The following is a 26,022-nucleotide window of genomic DNA, read 5'->3' as shown; positions in this document are numbered from 1 at the left end:
CACATCTATTTTCAGACGTCGCATCCGAGTCGGTCTGTGCCGAGATGGTGCGCAAGGTCGCGACGTTGACAGCGTGCGGGTCTCTTCAGCCTGGACGTCAGGCCGATCCGGCCATTGCAGCGTGGATCTCACGCGTCAGGTGAAGATGCTGACGTCAATCATCGCGCCCGTGAGACGGCAGCGAGAGGTTCGCACAAGTCAGCTCTTCGGCGCGGTGAGTGCTGCGACTGATATCGTTTGTCTCGAGCTGTGACTCCTGCGCATCACGGCGACGAACGGCGAAAACGTTCCAATCTTCGCGCGCTTCGCAGAGAAAGATTGACGTTCACTTGCGGTTCACCTCGACAGAGACACTGTTTTGCTGCTTCGCGGGGCTAGGTTCACGTGCTTTCACAACGCCTTGCGCGCGCGGGAAGACTACGGTGCCGGGGTATTGCGGATGTTGCGAAGCGGAGACAATGGGTTACAAATAGGGTCGATTGGCGCCGTTTTGCCGAACTATTGAGCGAAGTGCATGTTGATAGGGCATATGCTGCATGCACTTTGCGTTGCGGAAGAGGACCAAGAGGGTGCCCAATAGGGGCTAGCGCGCTTCACTCTGAGTCGTTCGAGAGCGGAGGAACGTACTTCGATCTCGGCTCGTTGCAGCAGTGCGGCGGAACCTACGTGGAGAGGGATCATGTACAACGATTCGTTGTTCAACGCGTTCGCGAGGTCGTTCGAGGCACGAAGCCAGACCGACATGTCGATGCAGGAATACCTTGAATCGTGTCGAACCGACCCGATGCGATACGCGAACGCCGCTGAGCGACTACTAGCTGCGATCGGTGAGCCTCAGATGATTGACACGGCCAAGGACCCACGCCTTGGCCGTATTTTTTTGAACCGGACGGTTCGCCTGTATCCTGCCTTCGCCGGCTTCTACGGCATGGAAGACACGATCGAGCGCATCGTTGGCTTCTTCCGCCACGCCGCCCAGGGCTTGGAAGAGCGCAAGCAGATCCTTTATCTGCTGGGTCCCGTCGGCGGCGGCAAGTCGTCGCTGTCCGAGCGGCTCAAGCAGCTGATGGAGGTGCATCCCATCTACGTGCTGAAGGCCGGCGATGAGCTGAGCCCGGTGTTCGAATCGCCACTCAGCCTGTTCGACCCCGACACTTTGGGCCCGATGCTGGAAGAGAAGTACGGCATTCCACGCCGCCGTCTCACCGGCCTGATGAGCCCGTGGTGCTACAAGCGGCTCGAAGCCTTCGGCGGCGACATCTCGCAATTCCGCGTCGCCAAGATCCAGCCGTCGCGGCTGCGCCAGATCGGCATTGCCAAGACCGAGCCCGGCGACGAGAACAACCAGGACATCTCCTCGCTGGTCGGCAAGGTCGACATCCGCAAGCTCGAAACCTATGCGCAGAACGATCCCGATGCCTACAGCTATTCGGGCGGCCTCAACCGCGCCAATCAGGGCATCCTCGAATTCGTCGAGATGTTCAAGGCGCCGATCAAGATGCTGCATCCCCTGCTGACGGCGACGCAGGAAGGCAACTATATCGGCACCGAGAATATCGGCGCGATCCCCTACAACGGCGTGATCCTCGCCCACTCCAACGAGTCGGAGTGGCAGAGCTTCAAGACCAACAAGAACAACGAGGCCTTCATCGACCGTATCTGCGTGATCAAGGTGCCGTACTGCCTGCGCGTCACCGAGGAGCGCAAGATCTACGAGAAGCTGATCCAGGGCTCCGAGCTCGCTGCCGCACCCTGCGCGCCGGCGACCTTGGACACGCTGGCCCGCTTCTCGGTGATGTCGCGGCTGCGCAAGCATGAGAACTCGACGCTCTACGCCAAGATGCGCGTCTATGACGGCGAGAGCCTCAAGGAGTCCGATCCGAAGGCGCGCAGCGTGCAGGAATATCGCGACGCCGCCGGCGTCGACGAGGGCATGGACGGCATTTCCACCCGCTTCGCCTTCAAGGTGCTGGCGGCGACCTACAATCACGACACGTCGGAAGTCTCTGCCGACGCCGTGCATCTGATGTATGTGCTGGAGCAGTCGATCAAGCGTGAGCAGTTGCCGGAGGAGATCGAGAAGCGCTATCTCGAATTCATCAAGGCCGATCTGGCGCCGCGCTATGCCGAATTCATCGGCCACGAGATCCAGAAGGCCTATCTCGAATCCTACTCCGATTACGGCCAGAACCTGTTCGACCGCTACGTCGATTATGCCGATGCCTGGATCGAGGATCAGGACTTCAAGGATCCCGATACGGGACAGTTGCTCAATCGCGAGCTGTTGAACCAGGAACTGACCAAGATCGAGAAGCCGGCCGGCATCGCCAACCCGAAGGACTTCCGCAACGAGGTTGTCAAGTTCTCGCTGCGCTCCCGGGCCCAGAATGGCGGAAAAAATCCGTCCTGGACCTCCTACGAAAAGATCCGCGAAGTCATCGAAAAGAGGATATTCTCGCAGGTCGAAGACCTTCTGCCGGTCATCTCCTTCGGCACCAAGAAGGACGGCGAGACCGAGAAGAAGCACGCCGACTTCGTCCAGCGCATGGTCGAGCGCGGCTACACCGAGCGGCAGGTCCGCCGGCTGGTCGAGTGGTACATGCGGGTGAAGCAGGCGGGTTGATCATGGTCCGGCGCCGGTGTTCACTGCATGTGCTGCAGGCCATCGGTCTGACATCGGCGCCTGGGCTGTGAATGACGCGACAGGTTCGACGCCGAGCTTGGCTGGAGCGTCGAACAAGAGGTGATGCAGGTGCCGTGTCGGATCTGACGCTGCACCGCGGCATCGCGGCGGGGGAGAGCAGGAGTCGAAGCCGCTGCAGCAGGAGGCGTATGGAACGTGGTCATGCACATCATTGATCGGCGCCTGAATCCGGGCGGCAAAAGTCTCGAAAATCGTCAGCGATTTTTGCGCCGCGCCAAGGCCCTGGTTCAGGGAGCGGTCAAGAAGACCTCGCAGGACCGCGATATCAAGGACGTGCTGGAGGGCGGCGAGGTCTCGATCCCGCTGGACGGCATGGACGAGCCGCGCTTCCGCCGCGAGGGCGGCACCCGCGACATGGTGCTGCCGGGCAACAAGAAATTCATCGAAGGCGACATCCTGCCGCGCTCTGGCGACGGCAGCGGCCGCAAGTCGGGGCCGGGGCAGGGCGACAGCGAGGACGCCTTCCGCTTCGTGCTCAGCAAGGAAGAGTTCGTCAATCTCTTCCTCGATGATCTCGAACTGCCGGATCTTGCCAAGCGCAAATTCGCCGAGGCCGAGAGCGAGGGGCTGGTGCGCGCCGGCTATTCGACCTCGGGCTCGCCGGCCAACATCTCGATCAGCCGTACCGTCACTCGGGCGATGGCCCGCCGCGTTGCGCTGCGCCGGCCGCGGCCCGAGGCGATCGCCGAGCTCGAAGCCAGGATCGCCGAGGAGACCGACGAGGAGAAGAAGGCCGCGCTCGTGGCCGAACTGGAGACCTTGAAGGCGAAGGCCAAGCGCATCCCGTTCATCGATCCGATCGACATCCGCTATCGCCGCTTCGAGGCGGTGCCGAAGCCGATCGCGCAAGCGGTGATGTTCTGCCTGATGGACGTCTCCGGCTCGATGTCGGAGCACATGAAGGATCTCGCCAAGCGCTTCTACATGCTGCTTTACGTGTTCCTGACCCGGCGCTACCGCCATGTCGAGATCGTGTTCATCCGCCATACCGACCGCGCCGAGGAGGTCGACGAGCAGACCTTCTTCTACGGCCCGGCCTCCGGCGGCACGCTGGTGTCCAGCGCGCTGCAATGCATGCACGACATCGTCCGCTCCCGCTTCCGCCCGTCGGACTGGAACATCTACGCGGCGCAGGCCTCGGACGGCGACAACGCCACCTCGGACTCGGAGAACGTCGCGCGGCTCCTGACCGACAACATCCTGCCGGTGTCGCAGTTCTTCGCCTATCTGGAGGTCGGCGAGTCCGGCACCTATTCGTTCGAAATGCCGGACTCCGCGCTGTGGTCGCTGTATGAGCGCCTGCGTGCCAACGGCCAGCCGCTGTCGATGCGCAAGGTGCGTGACCGCAGCGAGATCTTCCCCGTCTTCCACGACCTGTTCCAGCGTCGCGGCACCACGCAGGAAAGGGCGGCATCATGAGCGGATTGCTGTTCGAAGGCGCCGACTGGAATTTCCTCACCCTGCAGCGCATCCACGATGCCTGCGAGAGCGTGGCGCAGAAGGAGCTCGGGCTAGACACCTATCCGAACCAGATCGAGGTCATCACCGCCGAGCAGATGCTCGACGCCTATTCCTCGGTCGGCATGCCGCTGTTCTACAAGCACTGGTCGTTCGGCAAGCATTTCGCCTATCACGAGGCGTCGTATCGCAAGGGCCTGATGGGTCTTGCCTATGAGATCGTGATCAACTCCTCGCCTTGCATCTCCTATCTGATGGAGGAGAACACGGCGACGATGCAGACGTTGGTGATCGCGCATGCCGCGTTCGGCCACAACCACTTCTTCAAGAACAACTACCTCTTCAAGCAGTGGACCGATGCCGACGGCATCCTCGATTATCTCGACTTTGCCCGCGGCTATATCGCGCAATGCGAGGAGCGCTACGGCCGGGTCGCGGTCGAGCACACGCTGGACGCGGCGCATGCGCTGATGTCGCATGGCGTCGACCGCTACCCCGGCAAGAAGAAGCTCGACTTCCGCGAGGAGGAGAAGCGCGCCGGCAAGCGCAGGCTCTATGAGGAGGGCACGTTCAACGATCTCTGGCGCACGGTGCCGACCGGTCCCGTCAAGACCAGCGCGGTGCTGAACGTCGAGCGCCGCAAGGCGCTGCTCGGCCTGCCGCAAGAGAATCTGCTGTATTTCCTAGAGAAGACCGCGCCGCGGCTGGCGCCCTGGCAGCGCGAATTGCTGCGCATCGTCCGCCACATCGCGCAGTATTTCTATCCGCAGGGCCAGACCAAGGTCATGAACGAGGGCACGGCGACCTACGTGCACTACCGGATCATGAACCGCCTGCACCAGGAAGGCCGCCTCACCGACGGCAACTTCCTCGAATTCCTGCAGTCGCACACCAACGTCGTGTTCCAGCCTGAGTTCGACGATCCGCGCTTCTCCGGCTTCAACCCCTATGCGCTCGGCTTTGCCATCATGCAGGACATCGAGCGCATCGTGAAGGACCCGACTGAGGAGGACCGCGAATGGTTCCCGGACATCGCCGGCACCGGCGACGAGATGGCGGTGCTGCGCGACGTCTGGGCGAATTATCGCGACGAGAGCTTTATCAGCCAGTTCCTGAGCCCGAACCTGATCCGGCAATTCCGGCTGTTCCATCTGCATGACGACCCGGCCGAGCGGGCCGGCATCCTGGTCGACGCCATCCACGACGAGCGCGGCTATCGCCGCATCCGCCGCGAACTCTCGAAGCAGTACGATGTCGGCTACATCGATCCGAACATCGAGGTGGTCGATGTCGACCTCGCCGGTGACCGCCGCCTGATGCTGCGGCATACCGTGGTCAAGGGCGCCCAGCTCAGCGAGACCGACACCAAGCGGGTGCTGCAGCATCTCGCCGATCTCTGGAGCTACGACGTGTCGCTGGTCGAGGTCGATGCCGCCACCGACAAAGTCTTGAAGGAGTATGTGCTCAATCCCCGGATACAACCGGCGGCCGCGTAGCGCGGCCGCCAAGCCCTAGATGTCCGCGTACACCTCCAGCAGATTGCCGTCGGGATCCCGGAAGAACAGGGTGCGGTGGCCGAAGGGCTGATCCGTGGGCGGCTCCGTGAGAGCGATGCCCTTTCGGGTCAGCTCGGCGGCACAGCGATCGACATCGTCGCGGCCCACCTTGAAGGCCAGTTGAAGCGATGCGCTGCCCGGTGGTGTCGGCTGATCCGATGCCAGCCGTTGCGGCCGGGCTAGCGTCAGAATGTTGGGGCCGACCTGGTATTCGACCCAGCCCGGGGACAGCTCGCGCAGCAGCCGAAAGCTGAGGATCTCCTCATAAAAATTGCGCATGGCGTGCCAATCGCGCGCCAGGATGACCGTGTAGTCGATGGCACGAACGGCGTTGAACGCGGATTTGGTGCGCCGCGTGTCTGTCATGATCGTTCTCCTGTCTCCCGAATTGCGAGTTCACGCGCTTGAGTAGGCAAACGCGGCTTCTGCGAGAGTCCTCGCTGCGTCATGGCCGGGATTGACCCGGCCATCCATCTCCTTCGGAAATTTTGGAAAGGCGTGGATGCCCGGGTCAAGCCCGGGCATGACGAATGATGCTGGCCACGGCGGGCTAGCCAAAAACGACGGGGCCGCCTAAATCTTCCGACGAGATCAGGAAGCCGGCCAGCAGGATTTTGCAGCGAGTGGCGCAAGGTCGATCGGCCGGCTATGGTGCGCGCTAACGGCTGGCTGCTGAAATGCCGGCGAGTGCAGGACGGCAATCGAAGCTCAGGCGTAAGCGCGTGGTTGAGGCAAAGGTGACGGCGAGCCGGCGGGACCGGTTCATTCCAGTGCGCAAGTCCGACGTGCTCGATGCGGTCATTTTGCATGGCGGCCTGGACGACGTCCAATCCAGCGATCTGCGCGAGCTCGTCCGGATGCTGGGCGCCATTCTCCACCATGAATATTTCGACGAGCTCGATCGTCTCCGTGACGCCTATTTCGACTTCGACCCCGAGGTGCCGGTCGGGCGCCATCGCTCCTCCCGGGAGCTCGATGCCGCCTATGACAGCCTGACCGACGAATTCGTCCGGGTGCTCGGCGACGCCAATTTCATCGAGATCGCGCATGACGAGATCGAGCGCGCGTTTGCGGAGCATGCGCTGGTGCGCGTCAAGCTGAAGGCGCCGATCTCGGACTACCGTGCCGTCCGCATGTTCCGGCGCGGCCAGCATCAGGAGACGATCGAGGTCCCCGCGCTATATGGGCTGCGGCGTCGGACCCAGGAGGTCGAGGTCTATGATGACATCGTCCTGATGGTCGCAACCAAGCCCGACGAGCCGGCCAGAAAGAAGCGCAAGATCGCCGCCTGGCGCGGCCGCAACAAGATCCGCGGCGGCGCGGTGCTGTTCAAATATTTCCGCCATATCGCCCGCTTCGACCTCGAGGCGCTGCTGCCGAACGTCCGCGTCGTCATGGGCTTGCGCGAGCAGCTGACCTTGGGGGTGCCGGCGCTGGTCGGCGGCGTGCCGATCCTGCTCAAGCTGGCCTCGACATTGACGGTGCTGTTCATCGTCGCCGGCTTCTATCTCGGCCTCAGTGGCACCGTGCACGACAACGACACCGAGCAGGCGCTGGCGGCGCTGTCGGGCCTGTTCGCGCTCGGCGCCTTCATCTTGAGGCAATGGGGCAATTTCCACCGCCAGTCGCTGATCCATCAGAAGCAGGTCACCGACAACATCTACTTCCGCAACGTCAACAACAATTCCGGCATCTTCAACTACCTGATCGGCGAGGCCGAGGACCAGGACTGGAAGGAGGCGGTGCTGGCCTATGGCGGCCTGATGCTGGCGTCCGTGCCGCTGAGCCGCGCCGCGCTGGGCAGCCACGTCGAGGAATTGCTGCAGCAGATGTTCGGACTGCAGCGTGCGTTCAATGTCGAGGAGGCGCTGATCAGGTTGCGGGAGTTCGGGCTGGTGACGGGCGGCGACGACGCGCTGTCCGCACTGCCGCTGCCGGACGCTATCGCGCAGCTCGAACGGGTCTGGGCGCAGGCGCTGCGGCGACCTTAAGAGCTCTATCCATTTCAACGATCAACGGCTTGTGGTGAAGCGGATCCGTTGCCGCGATCTCCGTCCACCTCTCCCCGTCGGGGAGAGGTGTGCTTCACTGCTGCTGCCAGCAGGGGCGTCGCGACAACCGTCAGCGCAGGCTCGCATTGATCTTGTCGAGCACGCTCTGCCCCGGACACAGATCCGCCGCCCCCAGCCGGTTGAGCGGCCGCTCCACAGTGTTGAGGTGGCTGTGCAGATCGTCGGCTTCGGGATCGACATAGAGCAGCCCGGTCACGATCTGGCCCTGCGCCGCGTGCTTCTGCAGGAAGGTCATGGCGCCCAGGCGGTCGTGCGGATCGTAGTCGGCATCGATCTTGCGCAGCGCCAGCCGCGAGCCGTCATGCTGCTCGACGATCTGCACCGTGCCGGCATCCTGGTCGATCTCGATCGGGTCGCGGCCGGTCAGCACGTCGAGCCGGTTCACGGCGTCATTGTGCTCGCGGACATAGTCAAAACTCTTGGTCGAGCCGGCGTGATTGTTGAAGGCGATGCACGGGCTGATCACGTCGATGAACGCCGCGCCCTTGTGCCGGATCGCGCCCTCGATGATCGGCACCAGCTGCTTCTTGTCGCCCGAGAACGAGCGCGCGACGTAGGTGGCCCCGAGCTGCAATGCGATGCCGACGAGGTCAATGGGGTTGTCGGTGTTGGTGACGCCCTTCTTCGACTTCGAGCCACGGTCGGCGGTCGCCGAGAACTGGCCCTTGGTCAGGCCGTAGACGCCGTTGTTCTCGACGATATAGGTCATGTTGACGCCGCGGCGGATCGCGTGCGCGAACTGGCCGAAGCCGATCGAGGCGGAATCGCCGTCGCCGGACACGCCGAGATAGATCAGCTCGCGGTTGGCGAGGTTGGCGCCGGTCAGCACCGAGGGCATGCGGCCATGCACGGTGTTGAAGCCGTGCGAATTGCCGAGGAAATAGTCCGGCGTCTTCGACGAGCAGCCGATGCCGGAGATTTTTGCCACCCGATGCGGCTCGATCGACAGTTCGAAACAGGCCTCGATGATCGAGGCCGTGATCGAATCGTGGCCGCAGCCGGCGCACAAGGTCGAGATCTTGCCTTCGTAGTCGCGATGGCTGTAGCCCAGCGCGTTCTTCTTGATGCCGGGATGCTGGAATTTCGGCTTTGCGATGTAGGTCATGAGAGCACCCTGTCGCCCACGGCCGTCATGGCCGGGCTTGTCCCGGCCATCCACGTGGGTGCCCGGAGAAAGATAGACGTGGATGCACGGGCCTTCGCCGCGCCGAAGCGGCTTCGGCCGCGCAGGCGGGACAAGCCCGGGCATGATGGTGGAGAGAGCGGGGCCATCACGACACTGCCTTGCGTAGCGGGGTGACCTTGATCTGGTCCTGGTGCGTGCCGATCGAGGCCGCGATGAACTGTGCGGTGATCGGCGTGCCGTCATAATGCAGGATCGGCACCAGGCGCACCGGATCGATGCCGTTCTCGTTGACGATCAGCTGGCGCAGCTGGGCGTCGCGGTTCTGCTCGACGACGTAGACGAAGTCGTGCTCGGCGATGAAGCTCGCCACGCTGGAATGGAACGGGAAGGCGCGGATGCGCAGGCGGTCGAGCTGATGACCGCGCGCCTCCAGCAGGCCAATCGCCTCGTCCATGGCCGGCGCGGTCGAGCCGAAATAGATCACGCCATATTTGGTCGGCTTCGCCGCGTTCGCCTGCAGTGGCCGTGGCACCATGTCCTGCGCCGTCTGGAACTTGCGCAGCAGGCGCTGCACGTTGTCGGCATAGACGGCGCCTTCTTCCGAATAGCGCGCGTAGCGGTCGCGCGAGGTGCCGCGGGTGAAGTAGGAGCCCTTGGTCGGATGCGTGCCGGGATAGGTGCGGAACGGAATGCCGTCGCCATCGACGTCGAGGTAGCGGCCGAAATCGCGGCCTTCCTCGAGCATGTCTGCCGTCATCACCTTGCCGCGGTCATACTGCTTGGCATCGTCCCATTTCAGCGGCCGGCACAGCCGCTGGTTCATGCCGATGTCGAGGTCGAGCATCAGGAAGATCGTGGTCTGCAGCCGCTCGGCGAGATCGAACGCCGCGGCGGCAAACTCGAACGCTTCCGCCGGATCTTCGGGGAACAGCAGCACATGCTTGGTGTCGCCATGCGACGCATAGGCGCAGGCGATCAGGTCGCATTGCTGGGTGCGGGTCGGCATGCCCGTCGAGGGGCCGGCGCGCTGCACGTTCATGATCACGGCCGGGATCTCGGCGAAGTAGGACAGGCCGATGAACTCGGTCATCAACGATACGCCGGGGCCGGACGTCGTGGTGAAGGCGCGGGCGCCGTTCCAGGACGCGCCGACCACCATGCCGATCGAGGCGAGCTCGTCCTCGGCCTGCACGATGGCATATTTGGCCCGGCCCGTGTCCGGATCGTGCCGCAGCTTCTTGCAGTGATTGGTGAAGGCCTCCGCCAGTGACGACGACGGCGTGATCGGATACCAAGCGCACACCGTGGCGCCGCCATAGACCGCGCCGAGCGCGGCGGCATTGTTGCCCTCGATGAAGATGCGGTCGCCGACCTTGTCGGCCTTCCGAATGCGCAGCCCGATCGGACATTTCAGATTCTGCAGCGCCCAGTCGCGGCCGAGATGCAGCGCATGGACATTGGAGGAGAGCAGCTTTTCCTTGCCCTTGTACTGCTCGCCGATCAGCTGCTCGATCAGCTTCGGATCCATGTCGAGCAAGGCGGAGAGGGCACCGAGATAGATGATGTTCTTGAACAGCTGGCGCTGGCGCGGATCTGAGTAGGTCGAGTTGGTGATCGCCGTCAGCGGTACGCCGATGACGGTGACGTCGTCACGGAACTTGCTCGACGGCATCGGCTTGGTCGAATCGTAGAACAGATAGCCGCCCGGCACGATGCCGGCGACGTCATTGTCCCAGGTTTGCGGGTTCATCGCCACCATCAGATCGGTGCCGCCGCCGCGCGCGCCGAGATGGCCCGCTTCAGTCACGCGCACCTCGTACCAGGTCGGCAGGCCCTGGATGTTGGAGGGGAAGATGTTGCGCGGGGACACCGGCACGCCGTGGCGGAGCACGGCGCGCGCGAACAATTCATTGGCGCTGGCCGAGCCGGAGCCGTTGACGTTGGCGAAGCGAACGACGAAATCGTTTACGCTGCTGAGCGGCGCTTGCTGGGACATGCGTGACCTGCGTGAGTCGTCTCGATGAAATATTTCTGCATGTCCCACGCACCGGTGGGACAGCGTTCGGCGCACAGGCCGCAATGAAGGCAGACGTCCTCGTCCTTGACCATCACGCGGCCGGTCTTCAGATCCGACGACACGTAGAGGCTCTGGTCGGGATGAACAGATGGTGCCCTCAGCCGGGAGCGAAGATCCGCTTCCTCGCCATTGTCGGTGAAGGTGATGCAGTCCATCGGGCAGATGTCGGCGCAGGCGTCGCACTCGATGCACAGCGTGTTGGAGAACACCGTCTGCACGTCGCAGTTCAGGCAGCGATGCGCCTCGCCGAGCGCGAGCTTGACGTCATAGCCGAGCTCGACCTCGGTGCGGATGTCCTTCAGCGCCACGACCTTGTCGCGATGCGGCACCTTATAGCGCTTCTCCGGCGAGACGTCGTTGTCGTAGCTCCATTCGTGGATGCCCATCTTCTGCGAGGAGATGTGCACCTCGGGCAATGGCCGCTCGGTGATGTCCTCGCCCGAGAGCAGGCGATGGATCGACAGCGCGGCCTCGTGGCCCTGCGCCACCGCCCAGATGATGTTCTTCGGGCCGAATGCGGCGTCGCCGCCGAAGAAAACCTTTGGATTGGTCGAGACGAACGTGGTCGGATCGACCTTGGGCATGTGCCGCTTGTCGAATTCGATGCCGCAATCGGCCTCGATCCAGGGGAACGCATTCTCCTGGCCGACCGCGACGAGCACATCGTCGCAGTCGTAGGTCACATCAGGCTCGCCCGACGGCACCAGCAAGCGGTCGCCCTTGTCGTCATAGACGGCCTTCACCTTCTGGAAGGTGACGCCGGTGAGCTTGCCATTGTCGTGAGTGAAGGCGACCGGCACGAGATAGTTGAGGATCGGGATGTCTTCATGCAGCGCGTCCTCCTTCTCCCAGGGTGAGGCCTTCATCTCCTCGAAGCCGGAGCGCACGATGACCTTGACGTCCTCGCCGCCGAGCCGGCGCGCGGTGCGGCAGCAATCCATCGCGGTATTGCCGCCGCCGAGCACGATCACGCGCTTGCCGATCTTGTCGGTGTGGCCGAACGAGACGCCGGACAGCCAGTCGATGCCGAGATGGATGTTAGCGGCGGCCTCCTTGCGGCCGGGAATGTTCAGCTCACGGCCGCGCGGCGCGCCGGAGCCGATGAAGATGGCATCATAGTTCTCGGCCAGCAGCTTCTTGAGGCTGTCGATGCGATGACCGGCCTTGTAGTCGACGCCAAGACTGAGAACGTAGCCGGTTTCCTCGTCGATCACGCTGTCGGGCAGACGGAACTTTGGAATCTGCGAGCGCATCATGCCGCCGGGCCTGGGATCGGCGTCAAACACGGTGCAGTGATAGCCGAGCGGCGCGAGGTCACGCGCCACAGTCAGCGATGCGGGACCGCCGCCGACCAGCGCGATGCGCCGGCTGTTTTTCGGGGCCGGGCGCGGCATCCGCTGCTGCACGTCGTCCTTGAAATCGGCGGCCACGCGCTTGAGGCGGCAGATCGCGACCGGGCTCTCCTCGACACGGCCGCGCCGGCAGGCGGGCTCGCAGGGGCGATCGCAGGTGCGTCCGAGAATGCCGGGGAAGACGTTCGACTTCCAATTGATCATGTAGGCGTCGCTGTAGCGACCCTCGGCGATCAGGCGGATGTATTCGGGGACCGGCGTGTGTGCGGGACAAGCCCATTGGCAGTCGACCACTTTGTGAAAGTAGTCGGGGGCCGAAATATCAGTCGCTCTCATTCCTACCCTGTCCGCGCGGCGAACCACGAGCGCGCGGCCTTCCTGACATGAGGACGACTATTTGTTCAGGATCAGCAGAGGATCGGTTGAGGTCCGGAGCAGGCCCTGGTCGTCGCCCTTCTGTTTTTTGAATGGCTCAATTGAATAGTCTTATCAGACTAGAGCCATTCCAAGGCGCGCACAAAGGCAAATTTGCAACGCTGCTGGTCATACACAGTGGTGCGCTGCCGCATTGCAGGCGCGATACTGCCATGTGTTGCGATGCGGGATGTGACGATGGGAATGAGTGGGTGAAAAAGAGTGTGCCAAGGAAGCCGCCGCGCACTCAGTCGTCATGGCCGGGCTTGTCCCGGCCATCCACGTCGTTCGGCATCCTGAGCGCGGCGTGGATGCCCGGGCCTTCGCCGCGCCGAAGCGGCGTCGGCCGCGCAGGCGGGACAAGCCCGGGCATGACGCGTGGTAAGAGGTGCGCTACTCATGCGCCGCGATGTCAGCCCGGCTCAGATCCCACATCAGGCGGTAGATGCCGGCCGAGATCTGCGTCGCCAGCGGACCATCGATCGCGGCGAAGCGCGTCGTCATCAAGGTGGCGATGGCGTGGCTGTCGGTGCCGTCAATCAGGATGAACCAATCCGCGTCGCGAGAACTCGCGGGCACGCCTGCGGCAGGCCCTGAGAGATCGGCATCGCCCTCGAGCAGGTGCATCGAGATCACGCCCTTGAGTTCGCGCGGGTCGAGCTCGATCTTCAGCGCGTCGCGCAGCGCCTTGTCCTGTCCCGGCTTCGGCCGCAGGCGGATGATGCCGAGGACGGCGCCGCGCCCCGCGCCTTTGGAAATCGTGATGCGGGCGACACTGCGGATCATGTTCTTGAAGCGCGCCATCACGGTCTTCGACCATTCCGTCGGCGCATCCAGCCGCGCGCGATAGGGCGCGCTGTCGAGCACGTCGATGGTCTCGGTCGAATACAGGCAGAGATATTTCGGGCTGCCCTGCTCGGCGACATAACGCCGCGCCTCGATGAAGCCGGGGATGGCCACGCGCTCTTCGAGATGCTCGCTGTCGTACCAATGGTTGAAATCAGCTTCATGCTCGGCATCGATGTTCATCGATGTCAAAAGCATGCCTTTCCCGGCGATGGGCATCTTAAGGCTCCTGTGCATGTGGCTGATCCTCATCCCGAGGAGGCCGCCATAGGCGGCCGTCTCGAAGCATGAGGCCCGGAGGGATCGCGGGCCTCATGCTTCGAGACGGCGCTGGCGCGCCTCCTCAGCATGAGGGGAAGAAGGGGTGTGTTTAAGGCGCGGCCGTGCGCTTAGCCATATCGCAGATGGCTTTCATGACCGCATCGCGGATGCCGGGGTCATAAAGATTGTGACCTGCGGCCTCGACGACACGGATTTCGGCGTCGCGCCACACCTCCGCCAGCCGCGCCGAGGTCGAGGGCGGACAGAGCAGGTCGTAGCGGCCCTGCACGATGATGCCGGGGATGCCGGCGAGCTTCGTCGCGTCGCGCAGCAGCTGGTCCGGCGCCATGAAGCTGTCCTGCGAGAAGTAATGCGCCTCCATGAACGGCGTCGCCGGCAGCGCGCTGCCGGAGCGGATCGCGAGCCGGTCGAGATGGCTGCGCGCCGGCTTGACCTCGGACAAGGCGCGCTCGGTATCGTGCCAGGCGCGCGCGGCGGGGCCGTGGATGGCCGGATCCGGATCGAGGATGCGGCGGAAATAGGCGTCGCACGGATTGGCACGCTCGGCTTCCGGCAGCATCTCCAGGAAGTCGCGGTGCAGCGTCGGATGAAACCGCGCCAGCGTCTCGCCGAACGCTGCTTCGACCTCGGCGCGGGTGCCGAGAAAGGTCGCGCGCAGCACCAGACCGGTCACGCGCGTCGGATGCGCCTCTGCATAGGCCAGCGCCAAGGTCGCGCCCCAGGAGCCGCCGGCGACGAGCCAGCGTTCGAAGCCGAATTTCGCGCGGATCGCCTCCATGTCGGCGATCAGGTCGGGCAGGGTGTTGTTGTCGCGGCTGCGCGTGGGGCGCGAGCGCCCGGCGCCGCGCTGGTCGAACAGCACGGCATGGAAGCGCTCGGGATCGAACAGGCGGCGGTGATCCGGCTGGCAGCCGGAGCCCGGCCCGCCATGCAGATAGAGCGCGGGAATGCCGCCGACGCGGCCGGCGCTCTCGACATAGATCTGATGGCCGCCGGAGACGTCGAGCCATTCCGACGTCAGCGGCGTGAACGGATCGGTGCGGCGCGCGGCGGCGCGGCCGGCTTCGGCATCAGGCATCGTTGCCGTTCTCCGGCGTGCCGCCGGCAAAGTTGCGATAGAGGAAGCGGTCCTGGCCCGAGGCCGCGTCGCGCTCGGCCTGCTTGAAGATGCTTTCGTGCAGCGGCGACAGCGTGCAGGCCGGATCCGTGTTGGCCGCATCGCCGGTCAGTGCGAAGGCCTGGCAGCGGCAGCCGCCGAAATCGATCTCGCGGAACTCGCAAGATTTGCACGGCTCCTTCATCCAGCCGGTGCCGCGATAGCGGTTGAAGGCCTCGGAGTTCTGCCAGATCCAGGCGATCGAGTTGTTCGAGCGCACCGACATGAAGTCGAGCCCGGTGATGCTCTCGGCAGCATGGCACGGCAGCACCTTGCCCGACGGCGAGATGTTGAAGAACTGCCGGCCCCAGCCGCCCATGCACTTCTTCGGCCGCAGCGCGTAGTAGTCCGGCACGACGTAGTCGATGGTCAGCGTACCCTTCAGCCGCTCGCGCGCCTCTTCGACCAGACGGTCGGTCTCCTCCAACTGTTCGTAGGTCGGCATCAGGCTGGCGCGGTTCTTCAGCGCCCAGCCGTAATATTGCACATTGGCGACCTCGAGCCGGTCGGCATCGAGATCGACCGCCATCTGGATGATGTCTGGCAGCTGGTGCAGGTTCTGCCGGTGCATCACAGCGTTCACCGTCAGCGGCAGGTCCAGCTCGCGGGTCCACTTCGCGACCTCGAGCTTCTTGCTATGGCCGCCCTTGTAGCCGCCGACGCGATCGGCCACGACGGGCTCGTTGCCCTGGAAGCTGATCTGCACGTGACACAGCCCGGCATCTGCCAGCTCCTTCAGCCGCTCGCGCGTCAGCAGCACCGCCGAGGTGATCAGATTGGTGTAGAGCCCGACGTCATTGGCGTGCTGCACCAGCTCGACGATGTCCTTGCGCGCGGTCGGCTCGCCGCCCGAGAAATGCACCTGCAGCACGCCGATCTCGGCGAGCTCCGACAGCACCTTCTTCCATTCGGCGGTGGTCAGCTCCTGGCCGGCGCGATCGAGCTCCAACGGGTTGGAGCAATAGGGGCATTGCAGCGGGCAGCGATGCGTGAGTTCGAGCAGCACGGCGAGCGGAATGCCGTAAGTCTCGGCCACGGAACCGCGCCGCTCCAGCACGGCGAGCCCGTCATTCGCGTCGACCTGCGGCGTCGTCTCAGTCAGCTCGGTCATGAGGTCGTCTCCCGAACCTCGGTCAGAAAGCCCTTGTCGGCGAGATCCTGTAGCATGGCCACGACGTCGGTCGCGATCACGTCGCGCGGCGCGGCATATTTCGTCGCCAGCTCGTCGATGATGCCGGCAACGCTGCGCACGCCGTCGCACAGTTTGAGCACCTCGACCGCGATCTCATCCGGCGCCAGCACCCGCTCCGGCGCCAGGATCACCCAGACCTGGCGCGTCTCGTCGAATTTCAGCTTGGTATGCCGCGGCAGTACCACGCGGCTGGTCTCGGCAACTTGGATGTGACGCGGGGCCATGGCGGGTCTCTAGCCGATAACGGTTGCGTTCTGTCCGATGCTGCAGCATCGGCGGTGCCCACCCTCCCCTGGAGGGGGAGGGTCGCCGCGCATCGCTCGCGATGCGCGGCGGGGTGGGGTGATCTCTCCATTCACACCGCGGCTGGTGGCTCCACCCCACCCCGCCTCGCGCTTCGCGCGGACCGACCCTCCCCCTCCAGGGGATGGTGGCACCGGTGCTGTTGAGAGAGCCGCGAAGACCACGATCACCCCTCCTTCGGCACGAAGGCGCCGGGCGGGATGTGGCCTTCGACATAGGCGTGATACAGCGCGTCGAGCTGCACCCACAGCACGTTGGTCTTGAAGATCAGCGCGTTGCACACCGCGGCGCGCTGCTCCGGCGTGGTCGCATGCTCCTTGACGTAATGCAGTGCGAAATTCGCATCGCGCGGCGCCTGGGTGAGGCGGCGCTTGAAGTAGCTCATCGTGTCGTGATTGACGAAGCTGTAATGCTCCAACATCCCGGAGATGCGCTCCTCGTGGATGCTCGGGGCGAACAGCTCGGTCAGCGATGAGGCGATCGCCTCCAGCGGCGAGCGGTCGCGGCAGAAATGCACATAGGCCTCCACCGCGAAGCGCGTCGCCGGCAGGATGCCTTCGGTGGATTCCACATAGGCCGTGTCGAGGCCGAGGCCCTCGGTCAGCTTCAGCCAGCGCTCGATGCCGCCCTCGCTGCCGACATCGCCGTCATGATCCTCGATGCGGTGCCGCCATTCCAGCCGCGTGGCGCGGTCGCGGAAGCGGGTCATGACCATCGCGTCCTTCAGCGGGATCGTCGATTGGTAGTAGTAGCGATTGAGCGCCCAGGCCTGCACCTGGCCCTTGTTCAGCTTGCCGCTGTGCAGCAGCTTATGGAACGGGTGGTGATTGTGATAGCGCGTTGCGCCGATGTGGCGCAGCGCCGCTTCCAGTTCCGCAGCATTGTTCAGCGTCACGCCGCGTCCGATCGACAGCGCCGTCATTCCGCTCAGATTGACCTCACTCACAATACGATCTCCATCCCTTCAGCGGGGATTTCCCATCCCTCGCGTTCCAACGTTTGCCGCTCGGGTGAGGCGTGCAGCCACGCCGGATTGGAGTTGTTGATGTGCAGGAAGATCTTCCTGCCGATCCCGAGGTCCGCCAGCTGCTTGATCGCGCCGCTTTCTCCGGACATCGCGATATGTCCCATGCTCTGCCCGGTCTTGTTGCCGAGTCCGGCCTGGATCATCTCGTCGTCGCGCCACACCGTGCCATCGAACAGCACCAGCGGCGCGCCCTTCAATTTCATTCTCAGCTCATGGTCGACGTCGGCGCAGGCGGCAATGACGTAGCAATATTGCCCGCTGTCGAGGTCGGCGATCCTCAGCCCCAGCGTGTCGCCGGCCGATGCGCTGCCGCCCGGGTGCTGCTTGTCACGCAGATACCAGGCGCTGGTGCCGGACACCGCGAAGGCGGTGACCTCGAGGCCGGACGGCGCGCCGTCCTGCAGCAGCGGCCGGAACGGAACATCGATGACGATCGGAACGCGCTTGACCGTCTCGTCCTTCAGCACATCGAAGATGTTGTTCGAACGCAGGATCGCAAGCACCTTGGGGTGCGCATGGATCGAGAAAGGTGAGCTTTCGCGCATCGACAGCAGCCCGGTGATCGCGTCGATCTCGCCATTGGTCAGGATCACGCCGGCGATCGGGCTGTGGCGCAGCGCGCCCGGCTTCGGATGCAGTTGCGGCGTCGAGGTGACCTGCTGGCGCAGGTCGGGCGAGGCGTTGATCAGGAACCAGTTGGCGCCATCGGCGCTGACGGCGACTGACGCCTGGCTGTTGCGGATCTCGGGATGTGAGGTGCGCGCGGCACGGCACACCGCGCAGCCACAATTCCATTGCGGGACTCCGCCGCCCGCGGCGGCGCCCAGGACGACGAGGCGAAGCATGAGCCGTCTCCTGGATCTCAGCTCTGGTGACGCACGCGATTACCAGCGGCAGGACGACCAGCAGTCAAAGTGACGCAAGTCTGGGTGAAGCGGGGCACGACGCAGCAAGCAAAGCGCGAGCAGGTGGATAGCGTAGCAAGCGACACAGCAAAGCCTGCTGGCGAAGCAGCAAAGGAGCGACGAGGGTGGACATCGGACCTGCGTAGGGGCTGGCTCATACGCGATCACGGATGCCCACCCTCTGGCGCCGACGTCCTGGTCGGGCGGGACCTGGACGTCACACCCGCGAATTATTTGCGAGCCGCGCAGGCATACATGTTGATTTCCATGCCAACCGGCACTTCAACGATCTTCGGTGCTTTCCAGGCCATTGTCCTCTCCTTCAAGACGGGACGGTTATCGTCCTCAGATTTAAACTACCGTGCCACGAAAAGTTCGCCAGTGGAATTTTCTGTTTTGAGCCTTTCAGGCCTGTTTATTGCAGTGCGAAGCCGCAGATGCGAATTGCAACCGTTTTCACCGCAACGGGTCGTGAAAACAACGGATTCGTGATCGATGGCTTCGCAATGCGGTTCAGTTCAGCCCCTAGCTTCAAGGGTCTGAGCTGCCTGGATAAAGCAGATGTGAGACGTTCGAGCCTTCAAAATCCCAGCGCGCGCCCCATTGGAAACTGACGATGCCTAGATATTTCTTCAACACACGGATCGGCGAGGAACTGGTCTCCGACACCGACGGTGAAGTGCTACGCAATCCCGACCGCGCCTGGGAAGTGGCGCGCGACATGATCAAGGAACTGCTCCGCACCGAAGGTGGCAATGCTGCCCTGATGACGGCGGTCATCGAGGTCACCGATGAGGATGGCGAGATCGTGCTGGAGTTTCCGTTCTCCGAGGCCATCTTCAACATGACCGCGCAATCGATGACGCGGCATTGAGCGCCGATGGACCTGCGCCAGGCGTGGCATTGCCTGCCGTCGGTCGCTCATATGGATGTCGGTCACATGGATGACGGCGTGCGGCAGCCGGGCCGCGTCAGACCGAATGACGGGGCCGCATCAGCTCGCCGCGCGTGCTGGCGATCCCCATCTCGAAACTGTCGGCGATCCGCCGCGCGCGGATGATGAAGAGGTCGGCGAGATCCGGCGCGAACAGCTCGCGCGCCGTCGCCTCGAACAGCTGCAGCCAGCGATCGAAATGCGCGCCTTGCAGTGACAAGGCCAGATGCGGCCGCATCGGTGCGCCATTGTAGCGGCCGGTCTTCAAGAACATCGACGACCAGAAATCGCTGATCCGGTCGATATGCTCGTCCCAGTCCGCCACCGCGCGGTTGAAGATCGGCCCGATCAGCGCGTCCTCGCGCGCGCGGCCGTAGAAGGTCTCGACCAGCAGCCGGATGGAGGCGTCGTCGAGTTCCGGATGTTGAACCGCGAGAGGATGGCGGTCGGTCTGGGCAGCAGGGCTATTCATGTCGCTGGATATAGGCGCTAACCGCGCCGATGGGAATGTCGGGGCTTGCCCGGCCTCATGGGTCTCCCGGCGATGCGAAGCGTCGTCCGGAGACGCGCCGAGGACGGCGCTCCTCACCATGAGAGTGAACATCCGCGATGCGGCCAATGAATATCGCTGCGAACTCCGCCCTCATCCTGAGGAGCCCGCCCTAGGCGGGCGTCTCGAAGGATGGCCGCGTTGAAGGTGTCGCTTCAATAGCTGTCGCCGATTACGGCAGGCTGACGAACTCCACCCAGTTCGGCTTCTTGCCGACGGCATATGATTTGATCTTCTCCAGCGCGCCGCTGGCGGCATCGATACGATAGACGGTCATGCCGTTCGACACCTCGCCCACGGCGGCGAGATAGCGTCCGCCGGGATCGATGGCGAAGCCGCGCGGCTGCGTCTCCGTCGGCACGCTGCCGATCGAGGTCAGCCGGCCGCTGGCCGCATCGACCTTGAAGGCGGCGAGCGTGTTCGAGCCGCGCTCGGAGGCGTACAGGAACTGGCCGTCAGGCGTGAGGTGAAGATCGGCCGCCCAGGGCTTGCCGGTGAAGCCGGCGGGCAGGGTGGTGAGCCGCTGCTGCTCGCTCCAAAGGCCCTTGTCGGCGTCATAGCCATAGACCGCGAGATCGGCGTTGAGCTCGTGCAGCAGATAGATGAACTTGCCGTTCGGGTGGAAGATGAAGTGGCGCGGTCCCGACTTCTCCGGCGTCTTGACCGTCAGCGCCTCCTTGGCCGTCAGCGTGCCCGTGGCCGCATCGAAGGCGAAGCCGAGCACTTGGTCGGAGCCCAGATTGGTCGCGAACACGAAGCGGTTGTCGGGCGAGGGCAGGAAGGCGTGGGCGTTGAGCCCGGTCGGGATCACCTGGCTCGGCGCCGCCACGACCCCGCTGGCCTGGACCGGATTCACCGCCACCTTGTTGCCGCCATAGGAGGCGCTGAACAGCACCTTGCCGGTGCGGTCGAAGGCGATGTTGGCCATGCTGTCGGCGAGCGGTCCGTTGCCGAGATGGCTGAGCTGGCCGGTCTTGGCGTCGATCGCAAAGCTCTCCGCGAGGTAAGGCTGCGCGCGCACGCCGGCGATCAGCACCGTCTTGTCCGGGCTGACCGCGAGCGGGGTCGACGAGCCCGGCTTCTCGACGCCGACGAAAGCGGCCGTCTGCACCGGCACCATCTCGCCGGTCATCGCGTCGAACTTGAAGACGCTGATGTCGTTGCTGTCGGCATTGCCGACATAGGCGTAGGTCTCGGCGGAGGCCGCGCGCGGCGCCAGCGTTGCTGCAGCGGCGAGAACGAATGTTGCGGCCATGATGGTGCCCGATCTGATCATCTGGTTTCCTCCGTTTATGATGTTGTTGCTTGAGGTCTTAAAGTCGTTTGCGAAGCTTGGCCAAGCTTGTTTCCGGATCGATCGATGCAGGATCGGTATTGATCGCCGGCGCGACTTTCGCCTTTGAATGCGACGCCAACTCATGTCTCCGTCATGCCCGGGCTCCGTCCCGGGCATCCACGTCGGTCAGCGAGCGCGGCTCAACGTGGATGGCGGGGACAGGCCCGGCCATGACGAGGGGGAGAGAGCGAGCAGCAACCAGACCTATGCGCTTTGCCGCATAGGCTGTCCCGGAGTGCCGCGCCGCGACGGCTTTCTCCCCGCCGTTCCGCGCGCTAAGAACGCGGGGTCACCACGGAGCTCCCCATGACCGATCTCTGGCGCCTGCCGGCTGCCGATCTCGCCGCCCTCATCAAGTCGAAACAGGTTTCCGCCCGCGATGCCGCGACCGCGGCGCTGGCGCGGCTCGACCAGGTCAATCATCAGATCAACGCCGTGATCGACCATCGTCCTGAGGACGTCCTGCAGCAGGCCGACGCGATCGACGCACGGCTCGCGCGCGGCGAGGATCCGGGGCCGCTCGCCGGCGTGCCGGTGACGATCAAGGTCAATGTCGACCAGACAGGCTACGCCACCACCAACGGCCTCAATCTGCAGAAGGACGCGATCGCGTCCGCGCACAATCCGGTCGTCAACAACTTCGTCAAGGCCGGCGCCGTGCTGCTCGGCCGCACCAACACGCCGGCGGTGTCCTATCGCTGGTTCACCAGCAATCTCATCCATGGCCACACCAAGAACCCGCGCGATCCCGGCATCACCCCGGGCGGCTCCTCGGGGGGCGCAGGCTCCGCGACGGCCGCCGGCATCGGCCATATCGGCCACGGCACGGATATCGCCGGCTCGGTGCGCTATCCGGCCTATGCCTGCGGCATCCACGGCCTGCGTCCGACCGTCGGCCGCATCCCCGCCTTCAATACCTGTCTCCCCGAGCGCCCGATCGGCCCCCAGATCAGCGCCGTCTCCGGCCCGCTCGCCCGCACCATCAACGACGTCAGGATCGCGCTTGCGGCGATGTCGGCGCGCGACGTCCGCGATATCTGGTGGATGCCGGTGCCGCTGGAAGGCCCTGATCTGCCGAAGCGCGTCAAGCTCTGCGTCAACCCGGACGGGCTGAATCCGGTGCCGGAGGTCGTCGCCGCGCTGCGCGATGCTGCCAAGCGCCTGGAGGCCGCCGGCTGGACCGTGGACGAAATCAAGGACACGCCGCCGATGCAGGAGGCCGCGCTGCTGCAAACCCGGCTGTGGCTCGGCGACGGCTACGAGGCCCAGCTCGCGGCGGCCGAGAAGGAGGGCGATCCCGGCGCGCTGGCCTGCCTGCGCGGCGTCCGCGACAAGGTGCATCCGTTCGACCTGTCGCAGACGCTCGCGCGCCGCGCCGCGCTGACCCGGCAGTGGCTGACGTTCATGGAGCAGCATCCGCTGCTGCTGATGCCGGTCTCCGGCATGCTGCCCTTCGCCGATCAGCTCGACCGCAAGGACGAGGAGTCGTTCAAGCAGGTCTGGCACGCGCAGCTGACGCAGATCGCGATTCCGTTCTTCGGCCTGCCGGGCCTGACGGTCTCGACCGGCATGGTCGGCCGCGTGCCCGTCGGCGTGCAGCTCGTCGGCCAGCGCTTTCGCGAGGACATGTGCCTCGCCGCCGGCGAAGCCATCGAGGCGGGCGGCACGCCGCCATCGCCGATCGATCCGGTGGCAGCCTGAGCCATGGCGAGTCCAACGGCCAGCATCTACGATTTCACCGCCGCCTCGCTCACGGGCGAGGAGGTGCCGCTGAAGCGCTTCGCGGGACAGGTGCTCCTGATCGTCAACACCGCGAGCGCGTGCGGCTTCACGCCGCAATATCGCGGCCTGGAGGCGTTGCACCGCGCCTATGCGGACAGGGGCTTTGCCGTGCTCGGATTTCCCTGTAACCAGTTCGGCGCCCAGGAGCCCGGCACGGCCGAGGAGATCGGTGCGTTCTGCTCGACGAAGTACGATGTCACCTTCCCGCTGTTTGCGAAGATCGACGTCAACGGCGCGGAGGCGCATCCGCTCTACAAGTTCCTGAAGGGCGAGAAGACCGGCCTCTTGGGCTCGGCGATCAAATGGAATTTCACCAAATTCCTGGTCGATCGCCAAGGCAATGTGGTGTCGCGCCATGCGCCGACCACCACGCCCGAGGCGTTGAAGAAAGAGATCGAGGCACTGCTGTGAGCGACAACGAGACCTTCACCTTCCCCGACCGCCTCTCGGTCGATCCGAAGAGCCCCTATTACAATGCGGAGATCCTGTCGCGCGACGTCGGCATCCGCTTCAAGGGCGCCGAGAAGACCAATGTCGAGGAATACTGCATCAGCGAAGGCTGGATCCGCGTCGCCGCCGGCACCGCCAAGGACCGGCACGGCAACCCGCTGACCATCAAGGTCCACGGCCCGGTGGAGCCGTATTTCAAGGATTGAGGGCGGGGCGCGTCCGCCGCCTGTCGGATTGTTTCGGAAGCCTGCTTCTCCACACCGTCATCGCGAGCGAAGCGACGCGTTCCAGGGCCGCACAAGGCCTCTGGATTGCTTCATTCCGCTCGCAATGACGCGGAAGGAGCCCGTTCCACCCCAACTGTCATCGTCCGCGAAAGCGAAAGCGGACGATCCAGTATTGCAGAGATGGCAGTGACGGATCGCGTGGCCGCAGCGTACTGGATTCCCGCTTTCGCGAGGAATGACGGCGGAGGGTGGGGCAGGCCGCTGTGCCATGCTGGTCTTGGCAGGTTACCCCACGTCCAGCCACCGCAAACAACTTTGAGCGTTGTTCATAATTATCTTGAACGTCGCTCAAGCTCCGCTACACTCACCCTTATCCGCCACGTCGGCACCGGTTCGCGACGCGCAGCGCCCCAGGCGTTGCCGCGACAGACCGCGCGTACGTCAGGCGGAGTGGCAAAGGGTGATAACGATGTCCTATTCGGAACGAGATCTGCGCGCCGCCGCCGGAGCCGGCGTGATCGCACCTGACGAGTTGCAGCGGTTGCTGACCTACCTCGAGCAACAGGCGAAGGCGGGTCCCACGCCCCGCGCCACATTCGATGCCGCGCACCTGCTCTGGTACGCGGGCGCGCTGATCGTGATCGGCGCCATGGGCCTGTTCTCGACGGTGGCGTTCTCGCAGATGGGCGGCCGCGCGCTGACCGCCTGCGCGCTCGCTTATGCCGCAGCCTTCGGCTTCGCCGGCAACCACCTCTGGCGCCGCGATCTGCGCGTCCCCGGCGGCCTGCTGATCGCGATCGCGGTGTCGATGGCGCCGCTCGCCGTCTACGGCCTGCAGGAGGAGTTCGGCTGGTGGGGCAAATTCGGCAAGCCCGGCACGGTCCAGGACTTCTACGTCTGGATCAAGGGCAGCTGGCTGTTCATGGAAATCGCGACTATCGCGGCCGGCAGCATCGCGCTGCGCTTCTACCGCGTGCCCTTCATCGTCGCGATCATCTCGGTCGCGCTGTGGTTCATGTCGATGGACCTCTCGCCCTGGATCTTCAACCTTGGCCATATCGACTGGGAGATGCGCCGCATCGTGTCGATCTGGTTCGGCCTCGGCATGCTCGTTCTCGCCTGGATCGTCGACACCACCAGCGACCGCCGCGACCTCGGCTTCTGGCTGCACCTGTTCGGCCTGCTGGCCTTCTGGGGCGGCATCAGCGCCACCGAAGGCGCCACCGAGCTCGGCAAGGCGATCTACTGCCTGATGAACGTCGGCCTGCTGCTAATCGCCGTCATCATCGTCCGCCGCGCCTACGCCGTGTTCGGCGCCATCGGCATCACGATGTATCTCGGCCATCTCGCCGACGTCGTCTTCAAGGACTCGCTGCTGTTCCCGTTCGCGCTGTCGCTGATCGGGGTCGCGGTGGTGGCCGCGGGGCTGGCGTATCACCGGAAGCAGCAGGTGATTGCGGAGTGGGTCACCACGAGTCTGCCGACCTCAGTGCAGCGGCTGCGCCCCTAAGAGGTCCGGCCGCACGTCAATTCGCGGCTCCCGCGTCACGCTCCCCGCTTCAAATGATCTGAAAGAAAGTCGCTACTCGCGGGGTTGCGCGATTAATACATCCAAGCCCAGATCGACGCGGACCATTTCCCGAGCAAGCAAGATGTCCTCAATCGCTCGTTCCGTTCGCTGGGAAGCAGGCTGCTCCCGGCGCCGATCTGACCGTCGGATGCCGATGCGCCGCCTGACTTCCCCTTCCGCTCCCCTCATCTCTGGGCTCACCATCTGGCGTACGGCGTTTAAGAGCTCGTGAGATGAGTTTTCCAGCCTCATATATCTTGGGCGGAGGAACAGCTCCCTCGCATTTCTAGTTAGCGCTTCAAAGGTCATTGCGTTGATAGCTCGCGGCGTTGAGCAGAAGTACGCAAGAGGTGGGTCCATTTGATAGGCAACTGCGTGTTCTGCATTGTCAGCTAGCAGACCAATTTCTGCAGGTGAGAAAAATGCGGTTAGCTCGTGCACGCGGCAGGCTTTATAGCCTAAGTTGAATTGACTCAGGTTTTTCATGCCGGGTGATGCGTAAAGAACGGTGCCGGGAAATTCCTTTTCCAGTTCAACCAGCTTCTGATGTTGTCTTGAAAGGTCTCTTCGCATTAGCGGCATTCGAAAAAATGGCGCGCTAAGGTCAGGTAGTTGATGCTTTGAAATTTCCGTTGCGTTACTTCGAGTCATTAATTCGGGTATGATCTGAGGCCGGAAAACTGGACCATTTTTGGCTAGAGTC

The 26,022-nt window shown here is 64.0% G+C and carries 23 protein-coding genes; 9 read left to right on the top strand and 14 right to left on the bottom strand.

The annotated features are described in order from the left end of the window. The first annotated feature begins 679 nt into the window (after nt 1-679). The 3 genes from HL671_RS34090 to HL671_RS34080 all read left to right on the top strand — a co-directional run bounded on the left by HL671_RS34090 (nt 680) and on the right by HL671_RS34080 (nt 5,658). The gene (locus tag HL671_RS34090) at nt 680-2,623 is read left to right on the top strand and encodes a PrkA family serine protein kinase (protein ID WP_041750966.1); all 1,944 of its coding nucleotides are present in this window, start codon (nt 680-682) and stop codon (nt 2,621-2,623) included. A gap of 222 nt (nt 2,624-2,845) precedes the next feature. Further along, a complete protein-coding gene (locus HL671_RS34085) occupies nt 2,846-4,123 on the top strand; it encodes a YeaH/YhbH family protein (protein ID WP_172242702.1) in 1,278 nt (425 codons plus the stop codon). After that, nucleotides 4,120-5,658, top strand: coding sequence for a SpoVR family protein (locus tag HL671_RS34080; RefSeq protein WP_172242699.1), 1,539 nt, complete (start codon nt 4,120-4,122; stop codon nt 5,656-5,658). Before HL671_RS34085 ends, HL671_RS34080 begins: the two co-directional genes overlap by 4 nt. 15 nt (nt 5,659-5,673) lie before the next feature. Here the strand turns inward: HL671_RS34080 and HL671_RS34075 are convergent, their stop codons facing one another. Beyond that, nucleotides 5,674-6,084: a VOC family protein gene (locus HL671_RS34075; RefSeq protein WP_172242696.1), complete on the bottom strand. Its 411-nt coding sequence runs from the start codon at nt 6,082-6,084 to the stop codon at nt 5,674-5,676. 356 nt (nt 6,085-6,440) lie between these two features. Between HL671_RS34075 and HL671_RS34070 the strand changes: the two genes are divergently transcribed. Beyond that, nucleotides 6,441-7,709, top strand: coding sequence for a TMEM143 family protein (locus HL671_RS34070; RefSeq protein WP_041750965.1), 1,269 nt, complete (start codon nt 6,441-6,443; stop codon nt 7,707-7,709). 130 nt (nt 7,710-7,839) lie between these two features. Here HL671_RS34070 and HL671_RS34065 read toward each other — a convergent pair whose 3' ends face one another. The 10 genes from HL671_RS34065 to pqqA all read right to left on the bottom strand — a co-directional run bounded on the left by HL671_RS34065 (nt 7,840) and on the right by pqqA (nt 18,781). Then, nucleotides 7,840-8,895: a 2-oxoacid:ferredoxin oxidoreductase subunit beta gene (locus HL671_RS34065; protein WP_172242693.1), complete on the bottom strand. Its 1,056-nt coding sequence runs from the start codon at nt 8,893-8,895 to the stop codon at nt 7,840-7,842. 166 nt (nt 8,896-9,061) lie between these two features. Then, a complete protein-coding gene (locus HL671_RS34060; RefSeq protein ID WP_012046172.1) occupies nt 9,062-10,912 on the bottom strand; it encodes a 2-oxoacid:acceptor oxidoreductase subunit alpha in 1,851 nt (616 codons plus the stop codon). Further along, complete coding sequence (locus tag HL671_RS34055) at nt 10,882-12,681, bottom strand: FAD-dependent oxidoreductase (protein ID WP_012046171.1); 1,800 nt, start codon at nt 12,679-12,681, stop codon at nt 10,882-10,884. Before HL671_RS34055 ends, HL671_RS34060 begins: the two co-directional genes overlap by 31 nt. A 471-nt stretch (nt 12,682-13,152) precedes the next feature. Further along, nucleotides 13,153-13,824, bottom strand: a complete 672-nt coding sequence (locus HL671_RS34050; protein WP_172242690.1) for a DUF4286 family protein — start codon at nt 13,822-13,824, stop codon at nt 13,153-13,155. 151 nt (nt 13,825-13,975) lie between these two features. Further along, nucleotides 13,976-14,965 (bottom strand): prolyl aminopeptidase, encoded by a 990-nt coding sequence (gene pip, locus HL671_RS34045; RefSeq protein ID WP_012046169.1) that lies wholly within the window; start codon nt 14,963-14,965, stop codon nt 13,976-13,978. After that, nucleotides 14,958-16,154: a pyrroloquinoline quinone biosynthesis protein PqqE gene (pqqE, locus tag HL671_RS34040; RefSeq protein ID WP_172242687.1), complete on the bottom strand. Its 1,197-nt coding sequence runs from the start codon at nt 16,152-16,154 to the stop codon at nt 14,958-14,960. Before pqqE ends, pip begins: the two co-directional genes overlap by 8 nt. After that, nucleotides 16,151-16,459: a pyrroloquinoline quinone biosynthesis peptide chaperone PqqD gene (gene pqqD, locus HL671_RS34035; RefSeq protein ID WP_012046167.1), complete on the bottom strand. Its 309-nt coding sequence runs from the start codon at nt 16,457-16,459 to the stop codon at nt 16,151-16,153. The genes pqqE and pqqD overlap by 4 nt, the downstream gene beginning before the upstream one ends. A 245-nt stretch (nt 16,460-16,704) precedes the next feature. Continuing rightward, the gene (gene pqqC / locus HL671_RS34030; RefSeq protein WP_012046166.1) at nt 16,705-17,460 is read right to left on the bottom strand and encodes a pyrroloquinoline-quinone synthase PqqC; all 756 of its coding nucleotides are present in this window, start codon (nt 17,458-17,460) and stop codon (nt 16,705-16,707) included. Nucleotides 17,461-17,480: 20 nt separating this feature from the next. After that, the gene (gene pqqB, locus HL671_RS34025; protein ID WP_012046165.1) at nt 17,481-18,410 is read right to left on the bottom strand and encodes a pyrroloquinoline quinone biosynthesis protein PqqB; all 930 of its coding nucleotides are present in this window, start codon (nt 18,408-18,410) and stop codon (nt 17,481-17,483) included. Nucleotides 18,411-18,700: 290 nt separating this feature from the next. After that, entirely contained in the window at nt 18,701-18,781 is an 81-nt protein-coding gene (gene pqqA, locus HL671_RS34020) for a pyrroloquinoline quinone precursor peptide PqqA (protein ID WP_012029362.1), read from the bottom strand. A gap of 305 nt (nt 18,782-19,086) precedes the next feature. Between pqqA and HL671_RS34015 the strand changes: the two genes are divergently transcribed. Continuing rightward, the gene (locus tag HL671_RS34015) at nt 19,087-19,344 is read left to right on the top strand and encodes a DUF6894 family protein (protein ID WP_006614239.1); all 258 of its coding nucleotides are present in this window, start codon (nt 19,087-19,089) and stop codon (nt 19,342-19,344) included. A 97-nt stretch (nt 19,345-19,441) separates the two neighbouring features. Here the strand turns inward: HL671_RS34015 and HL671_RS34010 are convergent, their stop codons facing one another. Both HL671_RS34010 and HL671_RS34005 read right to left on the bottom strand, forming a co-directional pair. Continuing rightward, entirely contained in the window at nt 19,442-19,876 is a 435-nt protein-coding gene (locus tag HL671_RS34010) for a group III truncated hemoglobin (RefSeq protein ID WP_012046164.1), read from the bottom strand. A 250-nt stretch (nt 19,877-20,126) separates the two neighbouring features. Next, complete coding sequence (locus HL671_RS34005; RefSeq protein ID WP_172242684.1) at nt 20,127-21,230, bottom strand: lactonase family protein; 1,104 nt, start codon at nt 21,228-21,230, stop codon at nt 20,127-20,129. Nucleotides 21,231-21,596: 366 nt separating this feature from the next. Here HL671_RS34005 and HL671_RS34000 point away from each other — a divergent pair, with 366 nt between their 5' ends. The 4 genes from HL671_RS34000 (at nt 21,597) to HL671_RS33985 (ending at nt 25,259) form a co-directional block, all read left to right on the top strand. Further along, complete coding sequence (locus HL671_RS34000) at nt 21,597-22,991, top strand: amidase family protein (protein ID WP_172242681.1); 1,395 nt, start codon at nt 21,597-21,599, stop codon at nt 22,989-22,991. Between the two features lie 3 nt (nt 22,992-22,994). Further along, nucleotides 22,995-23,483, top strand: a complete 489-nt coding sequence (locus HL671_RS33995; RefSeq protein WP_012046161.1) for a glutathione peroxidase — start codon at nt 22,995-22,997, stop codon at nt 23,481-23,483. Then, nucleotides 23,480-23,728 (top strand): DUF3297 family protein, encoded by a 249-nt coding sequence (locus HL671_RS33990; protein ID WP_006614234.1) that lies wholly within the window; start codon nt 23,480-23,482, stop codon nt 23,726-23,728. The genes HL671_RS33995 and HL671_RS33990 overlap by 4 nt, the downstream gene beginning before the upstream one ends. A 490-nt stretch (nt 23,729-24,218) precedes the next feature. Beyond that, nucleotides 24,219-25,259: a hypothetical protein gene (locus tag HL671_RS33985; RefSeq protein ID WP_172242678.1), complete on the top strand. Its 1,041-nt coding sequence runs from the start codon at nt 24,219-24,221 to the stop codon at nt 25,257-25,259. Between the two features lie 72 nt (nt 25,260-25,331). Here HL671_RS33985 and HL671_RS33980 read toward each other — a convergent pair. Further along, nucleotides 25,332-26,022: hypothetical protein (locus HL671_RS33980; RefSeq protein ID WP_172242675.1), on the bottom strand; the 691-nt coding region annotated here is incomplete at its 5' end.

Source organism: Bradyrhizobium denitrificans (genome assembly GCF_013179005.1).
In the GTDB taxonomy this organism is placed as follows: Bacteria; Pseudomonadota; Alphaproteobacteria; order Rhizobiales; family Xanthobacteraceae; genus Bradyrhizobium; species Bradyrhizobium denitrificans.
The sequence above is the reverse complement of the archived record's forward strand: the minus strand, read 5'-3'. Positions and strand labels throughout refer to the sequence as shown.